Source organism: Rhodococcus sp. NPDC003322, assembly GCF_053589555.1.
The window spans coordinates 469,525-491,944 of the sequence record NZ_JBSFSC010000005.1 but is presented as its reverse complement, the minus strand read 5'-3'; the positions used below and the strand labels follow the sequence as shown (position 1 = coordinate 491,944).

Genomic DNA, 22,420 nt, shown 5'->3' with positions numbered 1-22,420 from the left:
GGAATTCGGTGCCGACCGCCGTTCGGACGGGTCAGCTCGGACCGCTGATCCGCCCGAACCGCTCCAGCGCGACGAGCCGCTCGTGCGCGTGATCGACGATCGGGTGCGGATAGCCGGCCGGGGGGCCGTCCGGGAGCCGGTGCACCCGCTTGCCCGCGACTGCGCGCAGCTCAGGCACCCAGCGGCGCACGTAGTCGCCCGTCGGATCGAACTTCTCGCCCTGCGCGGTCGGGTTGAAGACCCGGAAGTACGGCGCGGCATCCGTACCGGAGCCTGCGGTCCACTGCCAGCCGTGCTGGTTCGACGCCAGGTCGCCGTCCACCAGGTGTGTCATGAAGTGGCGCGCGCCCCGCCACCACGGCAGGTGCAGGTCCTTCGTCAGGAACGACGCGACGATCATCCGCACCCGGTTGTGCATCCACCCCTCGGCGAGCAGTTGCCGCATGCCCGCGTCGACGATCGGGAACCCGGTGCGCCCCTGGGCCCATGCCGTGAAAGCGCGGTCTGCGTCCACGCCGGTGTCGTAGGCGATGTGATCGAAACGCGGGTTGTAGTTGCCGCGCGCGGTGTCGGGTCGGTGAAACAGGACGTCGGCGTAGAAATCGCGCCAGGCGAGTTCGCTGCGCAGTGTCGTCGCGCTCTCGTCGGACCGGCCCGCGAGGTCGTGCAGGACGGTGCGGGGGTGGATGCAGCCGAACTTCAGGTACGGCGACAGGCGGCTCGTGGTGTCGCGATCCGGACGGTCCCTGTCACTCGAGTACGCGGCCAGGTCGCCTTCCCGGAAGTCGGCCCAGCGCTGCAGGGCGGCGTCCTCGCCGGCGCGGGGGAGGAGGGGGCCGTCCCCGTCGTGCGGAGGCGGCACGGGTACCCGCGCCGCGACACCTTCCGGGTCGATCCAGTCGACGGTGTCGGGTCCGGTGGCGGCGGGAGCGCGCCAGCCGTGCTCGAGCCAGGCCCTGCGAAACGGTGTGAACACCTTGTACGCGGTGCCGTCCGATTTGTGGATCCGGCCGGGTGCCACCGCGTAGGGGGAGCCCGTCGCGACGAGCGGGACGTCGCCGAGTGCGGCCGCGACCGCGTCGTCCCGCCGGGTGCCGTACGGGCCGTAGTCGGCGGTGACGTGCACCGACGCGGCGTCGAACTCCCGCGCCAGCGCGGGAACCACCGCAGTCGGATTTCCGGTGGTGACGAGCAACCGGCCGCCGAGGTCCTCGTCGAGGGAGCGCAGGCATTCGATCAGGAAGTTGCGCCTCGGCGCGCCCGAGGGGCGGAGCAGCGCGTCGTCGAGAACGAACAGGGCCACGGCGGAGTCGCCGTCGTCGGCGGCGGACAGCAGGGTGGGGAGGTCGGTCAGTCGCAGATCACGCCGGAACCAGACGAGTGCAGTCCTGCTCATGACGGTCATTCTCCGCCATCCGTGCGGCAGGACGTTCCTCGCCGATATTTGTGCGTCTGACCTGCTGATATGTTCCAGATCCCCGACGCGGCCCCGCAAAATAATGTCATAACGCAGCTTATCGGCATTACGGGTGGCTCGAACCCGACGAACCTCGCCGACCGAGAACCCGCCCCGAGGGGGCGGGCCCTCGGGGCGCGCGGTCAGTGGGCCTGTTGCTCGCCGAGCGCCTCGAGGCGCGTCTCTTCGAGGTCGAGTCGGCGTTGCGCCGCCTCGAGGGTTTGGGAGCTGTACGTACCGCGGGAGCGGGCGTGGAGGAGGGCGGCGCGCTCGGCGAAGATGGTCTCCAGGCGCACGCGCAGGTACTCCTCGCGGCGCAGATCGTGCTCGGGATCGGGGGAGGATCCGCCCCGGGCCTCGCGCTTGCCGATCAGGCTGTCCTGGCGGACGCGGGCCAGCACGTCCGGGTCGGTCTCGTGCGGGGCGTCGGCGAGGGCGGCCTCCGCCGCATCCGCGAGCTCCTCGAGCAGCTTGCCGTACTCGGCGCGCAGCCGGGCGGTGTCGTCCGCGGGCACGTTCACCCAGCGGATCACCCACGGCAGCGTGAGCCCCTGCAGAAGCAGGGTGGTGACCGCGACGACGAATGCGATCAGGATCAGCTCGGCGCGGTACGGGGTGTCGTGGGGGAGCGTTTGGGCGGCAGCCAGGGTGATGGCCCCGCGCATCCCGGACCACGCGAGGACGACTCCGCCCCGCCAGCCGAGGGTCTCGGTGAGCAGGAAGTCGATGTCCGCGCTGGTTCGGGTCACGCGGCGGCGGATGAGTGCCTTGCGGCCAGGGCTCAGCCTCTCCACGTCGTCGAGGTCACGCAGACGTTCCTGCCATCGTTCGATGCGCGGTGCCCTCGCCGCTGCTCGGCGTTCGTCCCGGCGGAGCACGGCCACCAGCGGAACCACGAAGATCATCCGCGCGGCGATGACGAAGGCGGAGGCGAGGAGACCGAACAGCAGGCCCTGCCCGGACGGCAGTCCCGCGTCCTGGACCTCGTCGAGGAGGTGTTCGAGGCTCAGGCCCATGATGAGGAAGATCGCCGATTCGAGGAGGAAGGCGATCGTGCGCCAGTTCATCTCCTCGGTGATGCGGTCCTGGGCACGCAGGAAGCGGGGACTGAGGTGCCCGGTGACCAGTCCGGTCACGACGACCGCGAGCACGCCCGAGGCACCGAACTCCTCGACGGGCACGAAAGCGACGAACGGCACCACGAACGAGATCGCGGTGTTGAGCACCGTGTCGTTGATCCAGCTCCGCACGCGGACGTTGACGACACCGACCACGACGCCGACGACCGAGGCGACGACCACCGAGAACACGAAGTCGCCGGCCACGTGCCACAGCGACACCGCACCCGCCATCGCGGCGATCGCCGACCGCAGCAGCACCAGGGCGGACGCGTCGTTCACCAGGCCCTCGCCCTCGAGGACGGTCAGCAGCCGGGACGGCAGGCCGAGCTTGCGGCCGACCGACGTCGCGGCGACGGCGTCGGTCGGGCTGATAACGGCGCCGAGCGCGAACGCCGTCGCCCACCCGAGGTCGGGAATCAGCAGGTGGAACAGCGCGCCGGCGCCGGCGGTGGTGACCAGCACCAACAGCACAGCCAGCCCGCTGATGGCCTTGAAGTTCCGGCGGAAGTCCTGCGCGGGCATCGTCACCGCTGCCGAGTACAGCAGGGGAGGCAGGACCACGGCGAGGATCCACTCCGGCTCGACGTCCACGTCGGGCACCGCGGGGACGAAGCTCAGTCCGATTCCGACGACGACCAGGCTCAGGGGAGCGGCCAGACCCAGACGCTGTGAGAAGGCCGATACGGCAACGATGCTGGCTACGCCGATGATGGCTATGAGGGTGAGATCCACAGGGTCATTGTGGTCGTCCTCCGGCTACCCGCCTCGCCCCGACACCCGCGCCAGGCGTGATCTATCCGGTCCAGCGCGGGTCACGGCCGGTGAGTGCGATCAGTCGCTCGAGCGGCGTGGCATCCGCGGGGGCGGCGACCTCCGGGCCGAACAGCCCGCTGCGCGCCTCCTCGGTGCCGGGACCGCTGAACTGCGCGACGAAGTCCCGCGCCCCGTTCACCGAGGCGTCGTCGACGAGGTAGGACTGTCCGGTCGCGCGGGCCACGTCCCAGCCGTGAACCACGACCTCGTTCATCGCGACGCGACCGGCTTCGCCTCCGGTGAGGTCGACCCCGCCGGCGCGGGTGTTTCCGGACCATGCGGCCTCGTCCCGCCACGCCTGCGCGAGCTCGTCCAGCCGGGTCGCGATGTGGTCGCGCCAGTCGTCGGGGAGCCGGTCTCCGCGCCCGGACGGACCGACCTCGAGTGGCTGCTTCCGGGCAGCGAGCGTGAACGCGAGGGCCAGACCGTCGATGTGGTCGAGCAGATCCGCGACGGTGTACTCGCGGCACGGCGTCGGGGCGCTGAGCTGGTCGTCACGGACACCTCGGACGATATCGGCGACCGCGTGCGTGGCGGGTCGAAGGTCGAGCATGGTTGTCCTCCTGGATCGATGGGATTCACCTGTATCGACTCGGATTCGGCCCGGACCTCATCGCACCGGAGGCACTCGACCGCATCAGCGGTACAGGGTCAGTGCCTTCGGCTTGCTCACGAATCGGAAAGTGGTGCCCTCGCCGACGACCTCGCCGTCGGTGGCCAGTGCGACGGCGAGCCCGCGTACCTCGACGTCGACGGCATCGACGGTGCGGCGCACGTAGGTGGGGGAGCCGCCCAGGGTTCCGGTCGCCGCCGCGGCGGCGAGGCGAAGGCGGGACAGGGGGACGTCGGCGCGTAGATACCGCAGATCGAGGATGCCGCCCTGCAGATCCGGACGCGACATCGGGACCTGGTCGCCAGGAGAGTAGCGGCCGTTCCCGACGAACAGCATCCAGACGTCGAACCGTTCGCCGTCGATCGTCAGGGTGATCGGTTCGGCCGTGCGCAGCACCCTGATCATCGCGGCGGCAGCCGCAGGCCACTTGCCGAGGCGCGGTTCCCATTTCTCTCGTAGCCGCACCGAGTCGGGGTACCCGCCGAGGCTGGCGGTGTTGACGAACGGCCGCGGGTCGGCGCCGCCGACGGCGACTTCGGCGACGTCCACGAGCGCAGTCCGCCCCTTCTCCAGGGCGGTGACGCTGGTCTGCACGTCGGCGACGCCGGCGTCCCGGGCGAAGTGGTTGAGGGTGCCCCCGGGGAACACCGTCAGCGGCAGGTCATGGCGCAGGGCCGCATCGACGGCGGCGATCACCGTACCGTCGCCGCCGCAGACACCGAGTGCGGTCGGGGATTCGGATCCGATCCGGTCGTCGAGCAGTTCGCCGACGTCGCGGTCCGGATCCATCTCGACGATCGACGCCTTCGGCAGCTCGTCCCGGATCCGGCCGAGGACATCGTCGTCGTTGCCGCCGGAACCTGGATTGACCAGGACAAGCAGTCCCAGTCCCTGATGAAGTGGCGGCCCGTCGAGGGCAGGTCCGAGCTCGGCGGGCTCGTCGGTGCGCACCGCCCACCATCGTCTGGTCGCGAGCGCGACCGCCGCCCCGACCGCGGTTCCGGCGACGACATCGGACGGCCAGTGCACGCCGACGTGCACCCGCGAATACGCCACGGCCGCGGCCAGCGGGGCCACCGCCACGCCCGCCGCGGGGGACTCGAGCGCCACACCGGTGGCGAACGCGGCCGCGGCCGCCGAATGGCCGGAGGGGAACGACGACGAGCGGGGGAGCGACCGGGCCCGTCGCAGAACCGACAGGTTCGTCAGGTCGGGCCGATGCCGAGGGAGGATCGGCTTGAGCAGTCCGTTGGTCAATGCGCTGGCGCCCGCCACCGCCAGGAGCCCACGTACCGCGGCCCGGCGTGGTCGACCACCCGCGGCCACCAGCACCACGGATACACCCCACCAGAGCTTGCTGTGGTTGGCTGCGCGGCTCAGATGCCGCAGGCCCCGGTCCGCCGGGGAGGGGTCCAGTCCGGCACTACGGGCCATCAACTCGGCGTCGACCTCGCGCAGCAGCCGGCGAGGATGCCGCAATCTCGATCGTCCTGAGCTCACGTGCGGTCTCCTCTCGCAAGAACACTCGCCCCAGCCTCGCACGCCTCGAGCGGTCGACGCGTGCCGCGACACGGGGCCCGGCCACCGGTGTGAGCCCGAACTCCTGTGGGTATTCGTGGGGCTTGAAGCGATTTCGCCAGGTGGAGGCGGGCACATGCGACTTCGGCGCAGCGATCCGGCCACTGCGGGAATCGTGCGTCGGCGGCGTGGTCGCGGCTTCACCTACGAGTGTCCGGGCTCCACGGAGCTGTCGGCGGACGACAGGGAGCGGATCGACGCCCTGGTGATCCCGCCGGCCTGGCGCCGCGTGTGGATCTGCCCCGACTCGGCCGGTCACATCCAGGCGGTCGGAACCGACGTGGCCGGCCGGCGGCAGTACCTCTATCACCCGGGGTGGCGCGCACGGCGGGACGAGGAGAAGCACGAGCGTGTGCTGGCGATGGCGGTCGGCTTGCCCGCGTGGCGCGAAGAGGTGGACCGCGACCTTCGGCTGCGTGGCCGGGGCCGCGCCAGGGTGGAGGCGACGGCGCTACGCCTTCTCGATCGAGGGGTGCTGCGCATCGGCGGTGAGGAGTACGCGCAGGACAACGGCACTCGCGGGGCTGCGACGCTCTTACGCGACCACGTCAGCGTGCACGGCGGGGAGGTCCGCCTCGACTTCCCGGCCAAGAGTGGGATCCGACGCCGGATCGGTGTCGAGGACGAACCGCTCGCCGCTGCGATCCGGTCCCTGTTGCGGAGTCCGTCGCCGTCGGAGCGTCTGCTCGTCTTCAGAGGCGAGGACGGGTGGCACGAACTACACGCCGCCGAGATCAACGCCCGATTCGAGGATCTCGGCGGTGAGCATTGCAGCGCCAAGGATCTGCGAACCTGGCATGCCACGGTGATCGCCGCGGTCGGCCTGGCCGACACCGAGCCTGCCCGCTCTCAGCGCGCAGCACGTCGGGCAGAGAACGCCGTGATGAAGGAGGTGGCCGAGGCGCTCGGAAACACGCCTCAGGTCGCGCGAAAGTCGTACGTCGACCCGCGGGTCCTGCGGGCGTACGAACGGAACACGACCATCCGCGACGCATTGCAGCGCGCGCGGCAGGCGCCGTCCGAGGACGCCGAGCGAGCGATCGTCGAGCGTGCCGTGATCCGGATGCTCTCGGGGTGATCGTCCAGGAGCAACCGCGACGTGTGTTCGCGGCCGAACTGGGTACCCGGTACCCGAGAAGCTGTCAGCGAAGGAGGTCCGCCGTGACCACACCCCCTCCCGATCCCGACCCGGCCCGTACCCCTGACCTGGATTCCGGCGGCGGTGTTCCGCCCGGCGCGACTCCGCCGGAATCGGCCCAGACCTCGGGGCTGTCGGAACCGGAACCGCGCACCCGGAAGCGCTTCCCGCCCACGGGCGTGGCCACCTTGATCGCGGTGGCTGCGATCGTCGTCATCTTCGTGATCGTGATCGTCGGTCTGATTCTGTGACGAGCACCCTTGCAGCGTTCGTGATAGGAAGAGAAGGAGGTTGCCCCTGATCGTTCCGCCGGCCGAGCGCCGCGACGGGCGGGTTACCGGAGTGACATGGAACCGACAGTTCGCTGCGTTTCAGGGGCTCGCAGTCACGCGCAACCGATCACGGAGGTCAGCCGTGCACATCCAGACGCTTCGCTACGACCCACTCGATGTCTGCCTGGGTGTCCGGGAGCGGCGCTCGCCGAGAATCACGGTTGTCAGTGTCGCCGGCGACGTCGACGAACCGGCGGTGGCCAACTTCACGGACCGAATCGAAGCCGGGGTTGCAGAAGCGTCGCATTCGGTGATCGTGGATCTGACCAACGTCGAGTTTCTGGGTCTCTCCGGGGTGCAAGCGCTGGCGGTGGAGAAGATCCGTGCCGAGCGCAGCGCTGTCGAGATGCTTCTCGTGCCGGGAGGTCGTGGTGTGATCCGGCCGCTCACCGTAGCGGGGCAGCTGGACCGCTTCCTCCGATTCGGATCGGTCCGGGAAGCCGTGGAAAGCGTGTGCGTGGGACCCGCGAGACTCGCGGGTTAGCCGCGTCCGCGATCGAACTACTCATCGAAAGCCTTGTCCCGCAGAGACGTTCTCACCGGGGCCCACTCTGCACCGGAGGTCCCGGGGCAGGCGGCGGTGCCGGTGGAATCGGATCCGGGCCCGGCCCGGGGACCGGTTCAGGCGACGGCGGCTGAGGTCCGGGAGGGTGGGGTTGTGGTTCCGGATCCGGGATCGGTGGCGGAGTGGGTGGCGGTGGCGTGGGCACGGGTGGCTGGGGGATCGGATCCGAGGGGATCGTCCTCGTCGTGGCCGGCGACGCAATCGTGGTCATGGCCACCGGGTGCCCACGGTTGCCGTGGTGAAAACTGCCACTTCCGTGATCGGGCGGATCTCGGCCGCACGAGGTTTGTGATCCGCCGGTTCGGGGAAATCGATCGCGAACCGGGCAAGTTCGGCCCGCGGGCAAGGAGGTCAGGTCGTGATCATTCTCGGAGTCATTCTCGCGATCCTCGGGTTCGTGTTCGGAATCTCGATCCTGTGGACCATCGGAATCGTGCTGATCGTCATCGGCGCAATCCTGTGGATTCTCGGGGCGGCCGGGCACGCGGTGGGCGGCCGCACTCATTACTACTGAATCGGCAGCTTGCGCACCTGATCTCCCCACCACATGGAGGTAGCAGTGGGACAGTGGGCGATTGGACTGGAAGGAGTCACGATGGGGGACGGCGCGATCGCCACCTCGCCGGTCGAGGTGACGGTGGCTGCCGACTTCGGTCGTCTGCCCGTCTTGCGGGCAGTCGCCGAGACCATCGCGGTGCTGGCCGATTTCAATCTCGACGATGTGTCCGACATCAAATTGGCCGTCGACGAGGTCTGTTCTCAGCTGATCAAGGACGCACTCACCGGCGCCGCCCTGATCTGCAAATTCGTCGTCGCAGGGGGCGCGATCGAGGTCGAGGCGTGCGTGGACACATCGTCCCGCACGATCCCGGATGAGCGCGGGTTCGGATGGCATGTGCTGCAGGAACTGACCGACGATATCTCGGTGAGCCACCTGCCACTGGGATCCGATGACCGCGGCTACCGCACATCGATCGTGTTCACGAAGAGGATGGGCGGCGACGCCTAGTGGCGGTCGTCGGGCAGGGGCACGGAACAGACACGTCCGACCCCTACGACAATCTGACGGATCTGTTCGTGCAGATGTGCCGGCCGGACACCGACACCGACGCCGTTCGGGAAGAAATCGTCACGCGCGCACTGCCTTTGGCCGAGCACATCGCCCGCCGGTTCCGCGGCCGCGGCGAGGCGTACGACGACCTGCTCCAGGTGGCACGACTGGGGCTGGTCAACGCGGTGGACCGGTTCGACGTCACCCGCGGTACCGACTTCGTTTCCTTCGCCGTCCCCACGATCATGGGGGAGGTGCGCCATCACTTCCGCGACGTCGGATGGGCGATGCGGGTGCCCCGCCGGATGAAGGATCTCCACCTCGAGATCACCAGGGCGGTCGGCGTGCTCTCGCAACGGCTGGGACGGGCGCCGTCGGCCCGCGAGATCGCAGACGAACTCGGACTCGACGTATCCGAGGTGGCCGACGGACTGCTCGCCGGAGGGGCGTATCACACGATGTCGATCGACGCCCCGATCGGCGACCACGAGGACAACGCTCCACTTGTCGACACCATCGGCGCCGATGACGCCGCGCTGGAAAAGGTGGAGAACTTCGTGGCGCTGGGACCGGCGCTGGAACGGCTGCCCGAGCGCGAGCGGACGGTCCTGATCCTGCGGTTCTTCGGAGGAATGACGCAGACGGAAATCGCCACACGGGTCGGGATCTCGCAGATGCACGTGTCCCGGTTGCTGTCACGAACCCTCGCGCAGCTGCGCAACGAACTCGAGGGTCGGTGACCGACGGTGGGCGAATCCCTCGGTCGCGATGCGTGACGGAGCCGCCTCCAGGGCGAGTTTGTAGCAGATTGCTACACTGGATTCAGTTGTGAGGCGTCGCCCGAAGGAGCAGTCATGACGAATGTCGCGGACAAGGTGACCAGGTTCTCGTCGGAACTCGTCGATGCGGCGGCGGCCGAGGGGGAGCGGGAGAACCGCTCGGCGCGCCAGCAGCTCGAGCACTGGGCCCGGGTGGGTCGCGAGGTGTCGAACCAGCGCCAGGTGGCGCGCCGTCGCGTCGAGGCCGCGCTGGCCGGACGGCTGCCGCTGCGCGAGCTGTCCGACGAGGAAGGCGTGGTCTTCAACGCCGAGATCGCAGCCGCGCTCGAGGAGTCACTGGCCACCGGCAATCACGTCGCCGATCGCGCCGCGCAGGGCCGCGCCACGATCGTGCTCGACGAGCAGGGCCGCGTCGTCAAGCACCTGCCTGACGGCACCCAGATCATTCTGTGAGGCGTCTCGACCTCGTCGTCGGGCCGAACGGTGCCGGCAAGTCCACCTTCGTCGAGCAGCGTCTCGCGCCGCTTCTCCCGGGCAGTGTCTTCGTCAACGCCGACATGATCGCGAAGGACCGCTGGCCAGACAGCGCCGAGGAGCACTCGTACGAGGCGGCACGGATTGCGGCGACCATCCGAGACGCCTTGATAGAGCAGGGGGAGTCGTTCATCGCCGAGACGGTGTTCTCACACCCGTCGAAGCTCGAGCTGATCGACCGTGCGCGCCGGGCCGGCTACGTCGTCGTGCTGCACGTGGTCCTGGTGCCGGTCGAGCTGTCGGTCGCTCGTGTCGCCGAGCGCGTCGTCGAGGGTGGGCACCGGGTTCCGGAGGAGAAGATCCGGGAGCGGTTCGGGCGGTTGTGGTCACTGGTGGTGGAGGCGATCGGCAGAGTCGACCACGCGAGCGTGTACGACAACACCGCGGCCGACGTCACGCGGATCGTCGCCAAGTTCGCCGACGGGGACGCGGTCGGCGAGATCAGCTGGCCCGTGTGGACTCCGCCGCAGCTGACCGAGTTGGTGGTGTGAGCCGCCGCCTCGGGTCCGGGCGGTCCGGCTGGAGGCGGTGGGCGATCGCCGGCCGGATGAGTGCGTTGCCGTAGTTCTGGACGGAAGAAGTCCGAGGGTGTAAAGCTGAGGAGCGATGCGTGCGCACCGCGGAGGTGCCTGATGGAATTGATGTCACCCGTTGACCTGGCGTTGCTCGTGGGAGAGATCGGTTCGCGCACCCTGCACGTCGCTGCCCTGATGGTGTTCGACGCGGCCGAGGACCAGGACGAGACCTTCGTCGAAGCGGCCTACCGGCAAGCCCAGACCTACACCACCGTGCACCCGGCGCTCATGCGCAGGCCTGTCGCACGATTGTCCACGGCCGGTCTGCCCACGTGGGAGACGGTCGACCGTCTCGACATGAGCCGGCACCTGCTGTGGTCGGTGCTGACTCCTCCGGCGGGAGACGCGGAGCTGTACCAATTGGTCGCACGTCTCCACGAGAGCCAGCTCGACCGCTCCAGACCGCTGTGGAACGCCCATCTGATCGAGGGTCTGTCCGGCGGGCGATTCGCCCTCTACGTGAAGATCCATCACGCGCTCCTCGACGGCATGTCCGGGATACGTCTGATCGAGCGTTCGCTGAGCACCGATCCGCTCGAACGCGGCAAGCCGGTTCCGCTCATGCTCGATGGCGAAGAGCCAGTGAAGAGTCCTGTCCGGGACGGGTGGGGGCTGATCGGCTCCGGCCGCCGGGCCCGCGACCTCGCCGAGGGGATGGTCGCCGCGATGGAAATCCTCGGCAAGGCCCTGTTCGGAGAGGCGGGCAAGGTCGTAGCAGGTCTGAGGTCCGAGGCCACGGTGTTGCCGATGCAGGCCCCTCGGAGTGTCCTGAACGCAAAGATCACCTCAGCGCGGGCTTTCTCTGCCCGGTCGTGGCCGAAGGCGAGGATCAGGGCCGTTCAGGATGCGACCGGCGCTTCCTGCGGTGATGTGATCCTCGCGATGTGCGCGGGCGCGCTGCGCATCTGTCTGCTCGAGCGGGGCGAGCTGCCGCATGCGCCGCTGATCGCCTTGGTGCCGGTGGCGCAGCGCAGGCGCATGGACGCCGATTCGGGTGGAAACTCGGTAGGGGTGGCGCTGTGCAACCTGGGAACGGACTTGGCAGACCCACTCGATCGACTGGACCTGATCGTGCGGTCGATGACCGCCGCCAAGAATCGGATTCACGAGCAGGGCCTGTACCCGTCCCTGATGACGGCAGTTCCGGACCTCGTCCCGAACCTGACCACGATATTGCCGATCGACCCTCACCTGAGGCCCACATTCAATCTGGTGATCTCGAACGTTCCCGGTCCACGGCAGCGGTTGTACTGGAACGGCGCGCCGTTGCGGCAGCTGTACCCGGTCTCCGTCGTCTTCGACGGTATCGACCTGAACATCACCGTCTGTCACTACGCGGACGAGCTCCAGTTCGGTTGTATCGGGGCACCGGAATCAGTTCCGCACATCGAGCGTTTGACTGAAGTGCTCGAGGAAGCATTGTGCGACCTCGAAACCGCGACAGCAGTGGATGGATGATGAACAACCCGGCCGTTCACCCCGACCGCCCCACCCCGGTGCCAGCGCCGCCGCTCGTGACAGACGCGATGCGCGTCGACCCCGGATTCCGGACACTGGCAGCCCAGTTCTTCGACCTGTTCCAGAAGACACAGGACGGCGGTGGTGCACTCGCCGTCTACCTGCACGGTGAGCCGGTGCTCGACGTGTGGGCGGGGTGGGCGACACCGGTCGACCGGTGGCAGGTGGACACCGTCGCCTTGTCTTTCTCGACCGGAAAGGGTGTCGCCAGCACGGTGCTGCATCGTTTGGCCGAGCGGGGGATCATCGACTACGACGCCCCCGTCGCCCTGTACTGGCCCGAGTTCGCCGCCGCAGGTAAGGAAGCGATCACCGTCCGGGACCTGATGAGCCATCGCGCCGGGCTGCACCGGGTGCGGGGCCTGGTTCCCGGTCCGCTGGGGTTGCTGGACCACACCGCCGTCACCACCGCACTGGCCGCCAGCGCGCCGGACCCCCGCAGTCCGAGGCTGCCCGGGTATCACGCGGTCACCTACGGCACGCTGGTCGCGGAGCTGGCCGCGCGAGCGACGGGGAAGCCGTTCGCCGAGCTGGTGCGCACGGAGATTGCCGAGCCGCTCGGCGTCCCCGAGTTCTGGTTCGTCGTTCCGCCGGAGGAGCGATACCGGATCGCCAAGACCTTCCCGCGGATCAATCCGTTCCGGCTGTCGTGGGAGACGACCTCGTTCGCGCTTTCCTGGATCCCGGGGCTCAGGGGCGTCGCCGATGCCGGAATGCCGAAGGGATTCGACGAACTCGTGCGCAACCCAGCGATCCACGACTTCGCCATGCCGGGATGGAACGGTGTCTTCAACGCTCGCGCGCTCGCCAAGATGTACGCGGCGCTCGCCAACGGCGGCAGCGTCGAGGGCATCCAGTTCCTGCGACCGGAGACCGTCGCGCAATTGAGCGAGGTGCAGACCACTGACCGTGACTATGTCCTCGGCATCAGGATGAACTGGCGGCTCGGCTATCACGCCGGCCTTGTCGCCAGCCGGACGCAGTATGGACAAGCCTTCGGTCACTACGGACTCGGTGGGTCCGGCGCATTCGCTGACCCCAAGTCCGGTCTGGCACTGGCCTTCGTGACGAATCGGATGGGGAACGCGCTCACCCCGTTGACCGACCTACGGATGATGCGGCTGGGCGCGCACGCGCAGTCCATCGCACGCCGACTGTGACCTCGTCCGCCACGGTCCGGGCGAGGCGCGGCCTGCACTCACATTCCGCGTGACCGGGACCGGGCGATCACGAGAAGCGTCACGACGGCGGCGGCGCCGAGGGCGATCAACTGTGCGGTCTTCGGAATTCGGTTCGTGCTCGGCTCGCCTGCAGCCGTCACTGTCACGGTGCGCACCTCCGATGTGGACGCGGTGACCCCGGGAGCGCCCGAGTACACCGCCCCGACCTTGTGGTCCCCGGCCTGGGCGAAGGTGTGGGACACCGACGCCCGGCCGTCGACGACACCGACCGGGGCGTCCAGATCGACGCCATCCGAGCGGAACTGAACAGTGCCGCCACCGGGCGTCGGAGAAACAATGGCAGACAGGGTGATCGACGTCCCGGCGGGCACCGACTCCGGTACGGAGATCACCGTCGACGTTCTCACATCGGTCGGGCTCGAGATGGTGATGGTCGCCAGGGGATCCGCGCCGGCGTTCAGTGGTCCGGTGGGCGTGTCTCGCGGTGTACACCGGGTCGCAGCCCACCGGGTCCCGAACATCGATGCCTTGGCCAGCGAGGTGTTGAAGTTCGCGTCGTTGTCGAAGTCTCCGGCCGCGCCCGCAGTCCTGAGTTTCGGTGTGACAACGCCTGACTGGCCGGCGGTCATCGTAACCTCGACGGCGGGCATCCGGAACCAGGTGTCCCCGTTGGGGTTGGTCGAGCCGTCGAGGTTCTTGGAGTTCTTGGGAACCAGGATGCCGCCCTCGGTGTCGGTGCTCGACGTTGGGCTGTTGCCGATCACCTCGTTGTTCCCGGACAGTCGCAGAACGCCACCCGAGACGTCGTCGGCGACACCGTTGTCGTCGACGCGAAGCACGTTCGGTGCCACGTTGTCGAGGTTGAAGCCCGTGCCAGGCACCACCGTGGCGTCGACGAACACCGCGTTGGCCGGGATCTCGAAGTCGTTCTTCAGGCGGGAGACGCTGACAGTGGTCGCCCCCGAACTCGAGGACGGGTAGGACCTCGGACCGGTCTGAATTCGATAGGTGAACCGCTGTCCCGGTTCGACGGTGGCCGGCGCCTCGACGGTGACCGCATCCGCCCCGAGATCGTCGACGTCGATGACGGAAGATGCCCGGCAGGCATCGATGAACGACACCTCGGTCGGTGCCCCGACTGCGACGGAGGGCCCCAGTGTCAGGCACGAAGCCATCATCGCCGCAGCGGCCGATAGCCTCCAGCGCCGCGGCGTCGACAACATGAATCGCTCCTCCTCTGGTGGCACTCGAAGGTCACCAGTTGGGTTGTCGCACAGGGCGAGTGCTCTCCGAATGCCGGCGGCGAACGGATTGTGATTTTCGGCTCGACCAGGCGGGCCACAGGAGTTCGGTCACGCCGGGTGCGCTCGGTGGACGGTCGACGGTCTGGCCATGGGTTCGGGGAACATCACGCTCTGCCACCAGCCGCTGAGCGGGCTCGGGTCCGGCCACACGACGTCCGGCTCAGGACCTGACTCGTTGACTGGCTGATCGTTGCGAACTGGTCTGCGGTACATCTGTTCTCCCGGTGGGCCCGAGCGTGTGATCGGACTCAGTGAACCGTGCAGTCGCCGGCATCAGTAGGGCCCGCGGTCACACGTGGTAGGGGCCTTCGGCCCGAATGTCGGCCTCGACGCCACGCGGGATTGTGGCCCGAGGCTCTGTGCGCGATGGGTTCGATCAGCGTTTGCTCGAATATGTGAACACGGATCGTGGTGACAGCGTGGCGCCGCGCGTGCGGTGGCGCCGGACCACCGTCAGCGGCCGACCGGTCCGATACGCCGCCGTCGCCGCCGCGTACAGGTCGCCGGATCTCGCCGAGCGGCTCGTTCTCGTGAATTCGATCTGGGTCGGCGTGGGTGGACGGCGCGGACTCGTACACGCCATCCGGGACAGGCCCCTGTGGGACTGGGGTCTGCACCTTCCCGCTGATCTGCTTCCGAGACGCCAGGTCGCTCGAGTGCTACCGGTGGCCCTTCGGGACGCGGTTCCCAACGTGCTGCGAAATCCCGTTGGAGTGTGGGAAGTCGCCCGCATCGCGAGGACCGCAAACCTCACCAGGGAACTCAGCGCCCTCGCGGACCGGCGACTGCCCATCTTCGTTGTCTGGAGCCTCCGAGACGACGTCATCCCGATGGCCACCACCATGTCGTTGCGTGCTGCGTTGGGGGAGCCTCGGACCATCACCGTACCCGGCGGGCATGCCTGGCTGATGGATGATCCCCGCTCGTTCGGCGAGATCATCACGAACGTGGTCTTCGAGGCTCCCGAGGGCGCGCCGAGCATCGGTGACATGGACGCAGATGGACGGGCGACCGGGGGGCACCAGTGCGGCCCCGCGTGACCCATTCCCTGGGCGGCCCGGGTCGATCACTTCCCGGACAGCTCCCCGGCCGCACAGATCGACTCGACGAACTCACCGACCGTGGGTTCCGGAAGGTGCCGGGCCAGATCTGCCTCGCTGATCATCCCGACCAGTTGGTGGTCGTCGAGGACGGGAAGCCGACGGATCCGGTACTCCTCCATCAGCGAGAGGACCTCCTCGGCCGGCGCTGCCGCATCGATGTAGTGGATGTGCCCCTGAGCGAGTTCGATCGCGGTGGTTGCCGACGGGTCCTGGCCGTTGGCAATACATCGAACGACGATGTCGCGGTCGGTGATGATGCCATATAGTCGGCCGTCGTCGCCGCAGATCGGAAGCGCGCCGACATCGAGGTCTCGCATGTGCCTTGCTGCGGTGGTGAGGGTGTCGTGTTCACCGATGCAGGTGGCTCCGTTGTGCATGATTTCTCGTGCGATGGTCACGAGTTTCCTCCAGATTTCGGTGTTCGCCGCGTCGGTGGCTTTCGTGGCCCTGACGCGCGGCCGCTGGCGCAAGTAGGCGCGGGTCGGCACCGTCATGATCTCGGACGCTCCGGTGGCATCGACAGGGCCGATGGTCACCAAATTCGGCCCGTCGGCTCGACGCCGCCGCCGACGGTCAGATCTGCGCCAGCTCCCGACGAAGCCCCTGCGCGCCCCTGTCGAGCAGGTGTGCCACGGCCCGCCTGAGCAACGGTTCCGCCCATCGAAGCCATCCCTGGAACGCGAATCGGACCCGATAGGTGACCAGGCAGCGACCGCTCGGATGCGCGGTGACGGTGATCGTGTCGAGTGCGATCAGCGAGACGTTCGCGCCGCGCAACTCGATCGACCTGCCGGGTGTCAGGGCGACGACCTCGTAGATCAGGTCGCTGGTCCGGCCCGCGAACCGGGACGTGTTCGCATACCGGGTTCCGACGCCGCCGTCGCCTGAGATCCGCACGGTGCGGATCGTGCCAGGATCCCATCGCTCGGTGGTGGTGAAGTCCGCGAGGTACGCGAACACCGCGCCGGCTGACGCTTCGGTCGTCAGCTCGCGCTGCATGTCGATCATCGGGGCTCCTCCCGTTGCTGGGACCGAAATGACCAGATCTCTCGTATGAACGGTTCGCAGCGACAGACGAATCGGATGGGTGCCGCGCAAGTACCCTCGAGACCGTGGACTGACCGTACGGGTGTCACCGGCATCGCAGGCATGCGCGAAGACCCGAGACAGCGGCTACGCACTTCCGCTCGGCGGCACGTTCGCCAGCAATCATCGAACGCCGCGGATCCGGCCGAACGCGTCGCGTGGAGCCGCCACTGTCATCGCGTCAATCTGGTGGGCTGATGCGTGGCGTGTCCCGGAGCTGACGTCCTGTCCGGGTTCTCGCCTCGATTTGCCGGTGAGCCTTCCCTCCGGCCGCGAGAGATGACAGGGCACAAAGTCGCTTGACAGGTCCATTCGCAGGCAGCAGCTTGTCGGGGGGCCCGCGTCGACGGCGGCGCCGAACTCGGGCTCCGGGGGCCACACAAGGGCACTCTGGCCCTGGCATCGCATCGAGGTCGAGGCGACGATGGTCGGTGAGACGGATCAGCGACCCTTACAGCCGTACCGCGGTGCGCAAGGAGGCGAGGGTGATGTTCGTAGACAGAGCCGATGCGGGTATTCGACTCGCAAGGGCACTGCGACACCTGAACGGTCCAGATGTCGTCGTCGTGGGTCTGCCGCGAGGTGGTGTGCCGGTCGCGTGGGAGGTCGCGCGGGCGCTCGGCGCCCCGCTGGACGTCATCGTCGTCCGCAAGCTCGGCGTGCCGTTTCAGCCCGAGCTGGCCATGGGCGCGATCGGAGAAGGCGATGTGCAGGTGCTCGACCAGTCCGTGATCGACAAGGCCGCAATCACCCCCGCGGAACTCGCCGCCGCCGTGAGTGTCGAATGTGCCGAGTTGAAACGGCGTGTGCACCGTTTCCGGCCTGAGCGCCCCGCAATCTCACTCTCTGGGAAGACGGTCATTGTGGTCGACGACGGCGCGGCGACGGGATCGACCGCCAAGGCGGCGTGTCAGGTGGTGAAGGCGCGTGGCGCCGCCCGGATCGTGGTCGCCGTACCGGCAGCACCCCCCGTCGCGGCCACAGACCTCTTCCAGTTCGCCGACGATGTGGTGTGCCTGGCGTCACCGACGCCCTTCGATGCCGTCGGTCAGTGGTACCAACACTTTCCGCAGGTATCGGACGCTGAGGTTGCGCAATTGCTCCAACGCACCACCCCCGATCGGATCCCGACGCCGGTGACCCCGCCGGGAGATGCCCCGCAGGACCTGGATGAAGACGTCGTCATACAAACCGACGACGCCTGGCTCTCCGGGCACCTGGCATTGCCGGCCGATTCGACCGGGATCGTGGTGTTCGTGCACGGCAGCGGCAGCAGCAGATACAGCCCGCGGAACCGGTTTGTCGCGCGCACATTGAACGAGGCCGGGATCGGCACCCTCTTGATCGACCTGCTCACGCCGGAGGAGGAAACCGACCGACGCTGCGTCTTCGACATCACGCTGCTCGCGCGCCGGCTCTTCGACGTCACCGAATGGCTGCGTCGTCGACCCGAGACCGCCACCGCACAGATCGGCTATTTCGGCGCGAGTACCGGCGCCGGCGCTGCACTGTGGGCTGCCGCCAATCCCGCCGCCGGGCCGTTCGCAGTCGTCTCCCGCGGAGGGCGCCCCGACCTCGCTGCCGTCAGGCTTGACGGGGTCACCTGCCCGACGCTGCTCATCGTCGGCGGACGGGACGACGCCGTCGTCGCGCTCAACCGTCAAGCACTCAACCGACTTCGGTGTGAACGCGAACTCACAATCGTCGAAGGGGCTACGCACCTCTTCGAAGAGCCTGGAACACTCGAAGAAGTCGCTGCACTGGCCTGTGACTGGTTCACCGCCCACCTGGCCGCATTGCCCGGCACCGGTGGTGGCAGTGCGTGATCGCTGCCTCGGTCCAGACGAACGCGCCTTCGGTGTCGATTCCGATGATCACGGCTGCTCCGCCAGGAACTCGTTAAATGCAGCGAATGCGCGGGGACCGTACACGGTTCCCGGTCCACCGGCCATCATGATCGCGACACCGATGGCCTCTGCTGCTTCCTCTGGGGTGCTGCCCTGCGTAGCGGCTCCCCGCGCATGTGTGGCGATGCATCCGTCGCATTGCGTTGTCACCGCGATCGCCAGGCAGATCAGTTCCTTGGTCTTGGCATCGAGCGCTCCAGGTGCCAAGGACGCAGCGTAGAGCTGCCCGAAACTCTCGTAGACCTGCGGAATCGCTTGACGCAACGCGCGGGCTGGGGCGCGTAGCTCCTGTTGGACATCTTTTCCGTAACCCATGACGTCCTCCGAGTACTCGACTATGGACCTGTCGGGAACGTTCCCCGTCAGCCTTGGTCCTACACGTGCATCGCCTTGCACCCTGTCGACTGATGACCACCGGATGAGGGACCTTCGCCCCTGGGCGGTGTCTTCCCGCGTTGCGAAGATGACGTGACACCCAACTCGAGGCAGACGCGCTTGCCCGAACCGAGGAGTCCACATTGGATGCCAATGCCCCGATCGTGGTAGGCGTCGACGGATCCGAGTCCTCCAACGACGCGGTTCGCTGGGCCGCCCGCGATGCGGTTCGCCGCTCCGCACCCCTGCATCTGGTCTCGACGATGTATGTCGCAGGGACCTACGGCGTTCCGGTCGGCCTGCCACCGGCGTATTTCGACGACCACGAGGTTGTCGGACGGCGCCGATTGGCGCGGGCACTCGAGGTGGCACGTGCGGAGGCGTTGCCCCACCCACTGGCGGTTGATTCAGAGCTGGTGTGGGGTCACCCGGGCGGTCTTCTGCTGGAGCGGGCGCACGCCGCGCGGATGTTGGTGGTCGGATCTCGGGGACTCGGGGAGGTGTCGGGCGGCCTTCTGGGGTCGGTCAGTGCGACGGTCGCTGCTCACGCTGGCTGTCCGGTTGCGGTGATCCGAGAGCTTGCGGACCCCGAAGGTCCTGAAGGCGGTTCGGTGCTGGTTGGCGTGGACGGGACCCGTCACAGTGAACCGGCGCTTGTGGAGGCGTTCACCGAGGCGTCGCTCCGCGGGGCCGAACTCGTCGCGGTCCACGCGTGGTCCGACACCAACATCGGGAGCCTCTTCACTGCCGACCATGGACTTGACTGGCTGTCGATCCAGGAGCGAGAAGAAGCTCAGCTGTCGGAGAGCCTCGCGGGTCTCGGCGAGGACTTCCCGGGCGTTCGTGTCACTCGGGTTGTCGTCAAGGACCAGCCCGCTCGCGAGCTGACCGAGCTGTCGGACCATGCGCAACTGGTGGTTGTCGGATGTCGGGGTCGGGGCGGATTCGCGAGCCTTCTGCTCGGCTCCACGAGCCGGGCGCTACTGCACGCCATCGCCCGTCCACTACTGATCGTCCACGCGCACTGACGAGCGTTCCCACCGGACGTCAGGACGATCTCTCGATTCCACCGTGACGTGTGTCGTCTGTCCGACGACTCTCGGCCCTACTCCAACGCGGGTCGGGGGAGTGACGTGGGGGAGGAAGTCGTGGGCATGCTGTCGCCCGACCGGCCCAGTCCGCCGGCACCCACCTGGTCGGCGCGGGGAGCAGCACAAACCGCGGCTCCGATGACAGGGTGTCGCTGGAGACGACAGGGAGAAGGGTGTGTACGCCGTACCGGGAGACTGGCTCGTCGTCAAGGGAACGACCGTCGGTGCCGCAGACGAGGTCGGACAGATCCTCGGGGTGCGACGGGAGGACGGTACACCGCCATACCTGGTCAAATGGCTGCGCGACGGCCACGAGGCGTTGGTCTTCCCCGGCCCGGACGCGCACGTCGTTCCGGCAGCCGACATGGAACGGGAAGACGCCCGGAAACGGAACAGGATTGCCGAGGTCCAACGGGCCATCGTAAGGGGGAGTCGGCCGCCCCGGCGCACATGACCCGCAGCCGTCGCGGTCTCTCGGCACGGGGCTCGCGGCGATGAGCGAAAACCCCCACGTTCTCGTGGTCTACGCCAGCGCACACGGTTCGACAGCCACGATCGCCAACCACATAGCCGCCACGCTCACGGCCGCCGACGTATCCGTGCACACCGCCTCGGTGGACGAGGACCCCGATCCGCGTTCGTTCGGCGGGGTCGTGCTCGGAAGCGCAATCCACGACCGAGACTTCCTTCCCGCGTTCCGCGCGTATCTCGATCGCCGTCATACTGCGTTGTCGACGCGGCCGACATGGTTGTTCAGCGTGGGCATGGGGCCCGCACTTCGTGGCCCCGTGGGCGCACGACTGGGGCGGATGGTGCCGAAACCGATCGCCAGAATCCGCGACACTTTGGGCGTCAACGACTATCACGCCTTTGCTGGGGTGTTCGAACGCCCGCCCGAGCGACGTACACGGCTGATCATCCGGCTGCTGGGGGCACACTACGGTGACAATCGGGACTTCGCCGACGTGGCAACGTGGGCGAGCAGGATCGCCGGGGAACTCCGCTGACTGTCCTCGGCAGCGGGCCCTGTCTCGCAGGGTAAGGCATCAACGACATTGTCCACGCCGCGGATGTGCCGCCACGAGCGTCCGGAGCAACGGTCGGCCGACCTGATCGTCGTTGCCAGCCGTGGTCAGAGGAACAGGTCACCAAAGATGGTCCTTCGACTCTATTCACCTGACGGCCATGCCTCCATGCTGGACTCGGCATTTTCCTTGACATGGCAGGGAGGTGACACCGCCATCATGAATCTGCACGAGAAGAAGTGGTCGGTGGACATCATCATCGACGAACACGATTCCACGACGGGTGAAACCCGGACCCGGGCGGAGGCCCGGCTCCGAACGAAGGACGCCACATCGTTGGTCGGCATCGGAGTGGCACGTCGCAACCCACGTGACGCCGACATCCCAGAGATCGGCGACGAGTTGGCCGTCGCACGCGCACTCGCCGACCTGGCTCATCGGCTGATCGATACGGCGGCCACAGATCTCGAGGCAGTCACTCACGAACGGGTCCACCTCGATGCATAACCGCTCGGGAGTCTCACGCTCGAATCGGATGAGGTGAAAGAACTGGATGATGGAGGTCAACACCACGCCGGCGCGATTGTGGCGATTGCGTCCGTGGAACAGCAATCGGCTCATGCGCGGTAGCGATCGACTCGAGGCGTGGGCCGTTCTCGCCTCCGTAGCCATCCTGCTGTTCCTGGTCCCGATCTTCGCCGCAATCGGTACCGCGACCTACACCCGCTTGACCGATCAGGCTCGGACCGAACGCTCTACCCACAGTGAAGTCCAGGCGGTGCTTCTCGAGGATGCCAACAGCGTGGCAGTGGCAGTGAGCACTGTGGCGGGAACCGCCGCCGGCCAAGGGCACGCCCGCGCGCGATGGCAGGTGCGCGGTATCGATCATTCCGACACCATCACGGTCGGGCCCGGTGCGAAAGCCGCGCAGACCGTATCCATCTGGGTGGACGGGAGCGGAACGCCCGTCGATGCACCGCGGACCGGAGCGGAGAACGCTGCTGCCGCGATCGACGACTCGATCGCGCTGTGGGTGACGGCAGCTGTGGTGTGCACCGGTCTGAATCTGGGGCTGCACAGTTTGCACACGAAACTGCGACTGGCGCAATGGGACAGAGAGTGGAGAGGCTTCGGATCGTCACCTGGATGGTCCGTGAGATGAGACGCCACGACGACAGGGCCCGTTTCGAAGCTCCCGACGAGGTGTCCTGGTGCCGATCACGGGAGAGGCCGAAAGCCTCTGGCCTGCCCTGCGTGGAAGCTGACAGAGTCGTG

General features: G+C 67.8%; 25 protein-coding genes. 17 read left to right on the top strand and 8 right to left on the bottom strand.

The window, feature by feature from the left end; genetic code table 11:
* Positions 1-31: 31 nt before the first annotated feature.
* The 4 genes from ACWDUM_RS21615 to ACWDUM_RS21600 form a co-directional block, all read right to left on the bottom strand.
* A complete protein-coding gene (locus ACWDUM_RS21615) occupies positions 32-1,396 on the bottom strand; it encodes a cryptochrome/photolyase family protein (RefSeq protein ID WP_450135539.1) in 1,365 nt (454 codons plus the stop codon).
* A 203-nt stretch (positions 1,397-1,599) separates the two neighbouring features.
* The gene (locus tag ACWDUM_RS21610) at positions 1,600-3,309 is read right to left on the bottom strand and encodes a cation:proton antiporter (protein ID WP_450135538.1); all 1,710 of its coding nucleotides are present in this window, start codon (positions 3,307-3,309) and stop codon (positions 1,600-1,602) included.
* A 61-nt stretch (positions 3,310-3,370) separates the two neighbouring features.
* A complete protein-coding gene (locus ACWDUM_RS21605; RefSeq protein ID WP_450135537.1) occupies positions 3,371-3,943 on the bottom strand; it encodes a TIGR03086 family metal-binding protein in 573 nt (190 codons plus the stop codon).
* Positions 3,944-4,027: 84 nt separating this feature from the next.
* Positions 4,028-5,437, bottom strand: a complete 1,410-nt coding sequence (locus ACWDUM_RS21600; protein ID WP_450135693.1) for a bifunctional phosphatase PAP2/diacylglycerol kinase family protein — start codon at positions 5,435-5,437, stop codon at positions 4,028-4,030.
* Positions 5,438-5,657: 220 nt separating this feature from the next.
* Between ACWDUM_RS21600 and ACWDUM_RS21595 the strand changes: the two genes are divergently transcribed.
* The 10 genes from ACWDUM_RS21595 to ACWDUM_RS21550 all read left to right on the top strand — a co-directional run bounded on the left by ACWDUM_RS21595 (position 5,658) and on the right by ACWDUM_RS21550 (position 13,233).
* Positions 5,658-6,659 carry a DNA topoisomerase IB gene (locus tag ACWDUM_RS21595; protein ID WP_450135536.1) on the top strand — a complete coding sequence of 334 codons (1,002 nt, stop codon included), beginning with the start codon at positions 5,658-5,660 and terminating at the stop codon, positions 6,657-6,659.
* An 83-nt stretch (positions 6,660-6,742) separates the two neighbouring features.
* Entirely contained in the window at positions 6,743-6,970 is a 228-nt protein-coding gene (locus ACWDUM_RS21590; RefSeq protein ID WP_450135535.1) for a DUF6480 family protein, read from the top strand.
* A 40-nt stretch (positions 6,971-7,010) separates the two neighbouring features.
* The gene (locus ACWDUM_RS21585) at positions 7,011-7,535 is read left to right on the top strand and encodes an STAS domain-containing protein (protein WP_450135534.1); all 525 of its coding nucleotides are present in this window, start codon (positions 7,011-7,013) and stop codon (positions 7,533-7,535) included.
* Between the two features lie 439 nt (positions 7,536-7,974).
* Positions 7,975-8,130 (top strand): DUF6131 family protein, encoded by a 156-nt coding sequence (locus tag ACWDUM_RS21580; RefSeq protein WP_450135533.1) that lies wholly within the window; start codon positions 7,975-7,977, stop codon positions 8,128-8,130.
* Positions 8,131-8,211: 81 nt separating this feature from the next.
* Positions 8,212-8,625 carry an ATP-binding protein gene (locus ACWDUM_RS21575; RefSeq protein WP_450135532.1) on the top strand — a complete coding sequence of 138 codons (414 nt, stop codon included), beginning with the start codon at positions 8,212-8,214 and terminating at the stop codon, positions 8,623-8,625.
* A gap of 74 nt (positions 8,626-8,699) precedes the next feature.
* On the top strand, positions 8,700-9,407 hold the full coding sequence (locus ACWDUM_RS21570; protein ID WP_450135692.1) for a SigB/SigF/SigG family RNA polymerase sigma factor: 708 nt from the start codon (positions 8,700-8,702) through the stop codon (positions 9,405-9,407).
* 114 nt (positions 9,408-9,521) lie between these two features.
* Positions 9,522-9,899, top strand: coding sequence for a TA system antitoxin ParD family protein (locus ACWDUM_RS21565; RefSeq protein ID WP_450135531.1), 378 nt, complete (start codon positions 9,522-9,524; stop codon positions 9,897-9,899).
* On the top strand, positions 9,896-10,471 hold the full coding sequence (locus ACWDUM_RS21560; protein ID WP_450135530.1) for a zeta toxin family protein: 576 nt from the start codon (positions 9,896-9,898) through the stop codon (positions 10,469-10,471). The genes ACWDUM_RS21565 and ACWDUM_RS21560 overlap by 4 nt, the downstream gene beginning before the upstream one ends.
* A 141-nt stretch (positions 10,472-10,612) precedes the next feature.
* Positions 10,613-12,013: a WS/DGAT/MGAT family O-acyltransferase gene (locus tag ACWDUM_RS21555; RefSeq protein WP_450135529.1), complete on the top strand. Its 1,401-nt coding sequence runs from the start codon at positions 10,613-10,615 to the stop codon at positions 12,011-12,013.
* 68 nt (positions 12,014-12,081) lie between these two features.
* On the top strand, positions 12,082-13,233 hold the full coding sequence (locus ACWDUM_RS21550; protein WP_450135691.1) for a serine hydrolase domain-containing protein: 1,152 nt from the start codon (positions 12,082-12,084) through the stop codon (positions 13,231-13,233).
* A gap of 38 nt (positions 13,234-13,271) precedes the next feature.
* Here the strand turns inward: ACWDUM_RS21550 and ACWDUM_RS21545 are convergent, their stop codons facing one another.
* On the bottom strand, positions 13,272-14,477 hold the full coding sequence (locus tag ACWDUM_RS21545) for an Ig-like domain-containing protein (protein ID WP_450135528.1): 1,206 nt from the start codon (positions 14,475-14,477) through the stop codon (positions 13,272-13,274).
* 500 nt (positions 14,478-14,977) lie between these two features.
* Here ACWDUM_RS21545 and ACWDUM_RS21540 point away from each other — a divergent pair, with 500 nt between their 5' ends.
* Positions 14,978-15,598: an alpha/beta fold hydrolase gene (locus tag ACWDUM_RS21540; protein WP_450135527.1), complete on the top strand. Its 621-nt coding sequence runs from the start codon at positions 14,978-14,980 to the stop codon at positions 15,596-15,598.
* Between the two features lie 26 nt (positions 15,599-15,624).
* Here the strand turns inward: ACWDUM_RS21540 and ACWDUM_RS21535 are convergent, their stop codons facing one another.
* A complete protein-coding gene (locus tag ACWDUM_RS21535; protein ID WP_450135526.1) occupies positions 15,625-16,059 on the bottom strand; it encodes a CBS domain-containing protein in 435 nt (144 codons plus the stop codon).
* A 175-nt stretch (positions 16,060-16,234) separates the two neighbouring features.
* Complete coding sequence (locus ACWDUM_RS21530; protein ID WP_450135525.1) at positions 16,235-16,669, bottom strand: SRPBCC family protein; 435 nt, start codon at positions 16,667-16,669, stop codon at positions 16,235-16,237.
* Positions 16,670-17,235: 566 nt separating this feature from the next.
* Between ACWDUM_RS21530 and ACWDUM_RS21525 the strand changes: the two genes are divergently transcribed.
* Positions 17,236-18,573: a phosphoribosyltransferase family protein gene (locus ACWDUM_RS21525; protein WP_450135690.1), complete on the top strand. Its 1,338-nt coding sequence runs from the start codon at positions 17,236-17,238 to the stop codon at positions 18,571-18,573.
* A 48-nt stretch (positions 18,574-18,621) separates the two neighbouring features.
* On the opposite strand, the gene ACWDUM_RS21520 is transcribed toward ACWDUM_RS21525, so the two are convergent.
* Positions 18,622-18,969 carry a carboxymuconolactone decarboxylase family protein gene (locus ACWDUM_RS21520; RefSeq protein WP_450135524.1) on the bottom strand — a complete coding sequence of 116 codons (348 nt, stop codon included), beginning with the start codon at positions 18,967-18,969 and terminating at the stop codon, positions 18,622-18,624.
* A 203-nt stretch (positions 18,970-19,172) separates the two neighbouring features.
* Here ACWDUM_RS21520 and ACWDUM_RS21515 point away from each other — a divergent pair, with 203 nt between their 5' ends.
* The 5 genes from ACWDUM_RS21515 (at position 19,173) to ACWDUM_RS21495 (ending at position 22,307) form a co-directional block, all read left to right on the top strand.
* Positions 19,173-20,057, top strand: coding sequence for a universal stress protein (locus ACWDUM_RS21515; protein WP_450135523.1), 885 nt, complete (start codon positions 19,173-19,175; stop codon positions 20,055-20,057).
* 238 nt (positions 20,058-20,295) lie between these two features.
* Positions 20,296-20,574, top strand: a complete 279-nt coding sequence (locus ACWDUM_RS21510; protein ID WP_450135522.1) for a DUF1918 domain-containing protein — start codon at positions 20,296-20,298, stop codon at positions 20,572-20,574.
* A 64-nt stretch (positions 20,575-20,638) separates the two neighbouring features.
* Entirely contained in the window at positions 20,639-21,127 is a 489-nt protein-coding gene (locus tag ACWDUM_RS21505; RefSeq protein WP_450135521.1) for a flavodoxin domain-containing protein, read from the top strand.
* Positions 21,128-21,364: 237 nt separating this feature from the next.
* Complete coding sequence (locus tag ACWDUM_RS21500) at positions 21,365-21,652, top strand: DUF1876 domain-containing protein (RefSeq protein WP_450113701.1); 288 nt, start codon at positions 21,365-21,367, stop codon at positions 21,650-21,652.
* Positions 21,653-21,698: 46 nt separating this feature from the next.
* The gene (locus ACWDUM_RS21495; RefSeq protein ID WP_450135520.1) at positions 21,699-22,307 is read left to right on the top strand and encodes an Rv1733c family protein; all 609 of its coding nucleotides are present in this window, start codon (positions 21,699-21,701) and stop codon (positions 22,305-22,307) included.
* Positions 22,308-22,420 lie beyond the last annotated feature (113 nt).

Coding starts and splice junctions, on each gene's coding strand:
- ACWDUM_RS21615 (WP_450135539.1), bottom strand. CDS start 1,396: ATGAGCAGGACTGCACTCGTCTGGTTCCGGCGTGATCTGCGACTGACC.
- ACWDUM_RS21605 (WP_450135537.1), bottom strand. CDS start 3,943: ATGCTCGACCTTCGACCCGCCACGCACGCGGTCGCCGATATCGTCCGA.
- ACWDUM_RS21600 (WP_450135693.1), bottom strand. CDS start 5,437: ATGGCCCGTAGTGCCGGACTGGACCCCTCCCCGGCGGACCGGGGCCTG.
- ACWDUM_RS21595 (WP_450135536.1), top strand. CDS start 5,658: ATGCGACTTCGGCGCAGCGATCCGGCCACTGCGGGAATCGTGCGTCGG.
- ACWDUM_RS21575 (WP_450135532.1), top strand. CDS start 8,212: ATGGGGGACGGCGCGATCGCCACCTCGCCGGTCGAGGTGACGGTGGCT.
- ACWDUM_RS21570 (WP_450135692.1), top strand. CDS start 8,700: ATGTGCCGGCCGGACACCGACACCGACGCCGTTCGGGAAGAAATCGTC.
- ACWDUM_RS21565 (WP_450135531.1), top strand. CDS start 9,522: ATGACGAATGTCGCGGACAAGGTGACCAGGTTCTCGTCGGAACTCGTC.
- ACWDUM_RS21555 (WP_450135529.1), top strand. CDS start 10,613: ATGGAATTGATGTCACCCGTTGACCTGGCGTTGCTCGTGGGAGAGATC.
- ACWDUM_RS21550 (WP_450135691.1), top strand. CDS start 12,082: ATGCGCGTCGACCCCGGATTCCGGACACTGGCAGCCCAGTTCTTCGAC.
- ACWDUM_RS21545 (WP_450135528.1), bottom strand. CDS start 14,477: ATGTTGTCGACGCCGCGGCGCTGGAGGCTATCGGCCGCTGCGGCGATG.
- ACWDUM_RS21530 (WP_450135525.1), bottom strand. CDS start 16,669: ATGATCGACATGCAGCGCGAGCTGACGACCGAAGCGTCAGCCGGCGCG.
- ACWDUM_RS21525 (WP_450135690.1), top strand. CDS start 17,236: ATGTTCGTAGACAGAGCCGATGCGGGTATTCGACTCGCAAGGGCACTG.
- ACWDUM_RS21520 (WP_450135524.1), bottom strand. CDS start 18,969: ATGGGTTACGGAAAAGATGTCCAACAGGAGCTACGCGCCCCAGCCCGC.
- ACWDUM_RS21500 (WP_450113701.1), top strand. CDS start 21,365: ATGAATCTGCACGAGAAGAAGTGGTCGGTGGACATCATCATCGACGAA.
- ACWDUM_RS21495 (WP_450135520.1), top strand. CDS start 21,699: ATGATGGAGGTCAACACCACGCCGGCGCGATTGTGGCGATTGCGTCCG.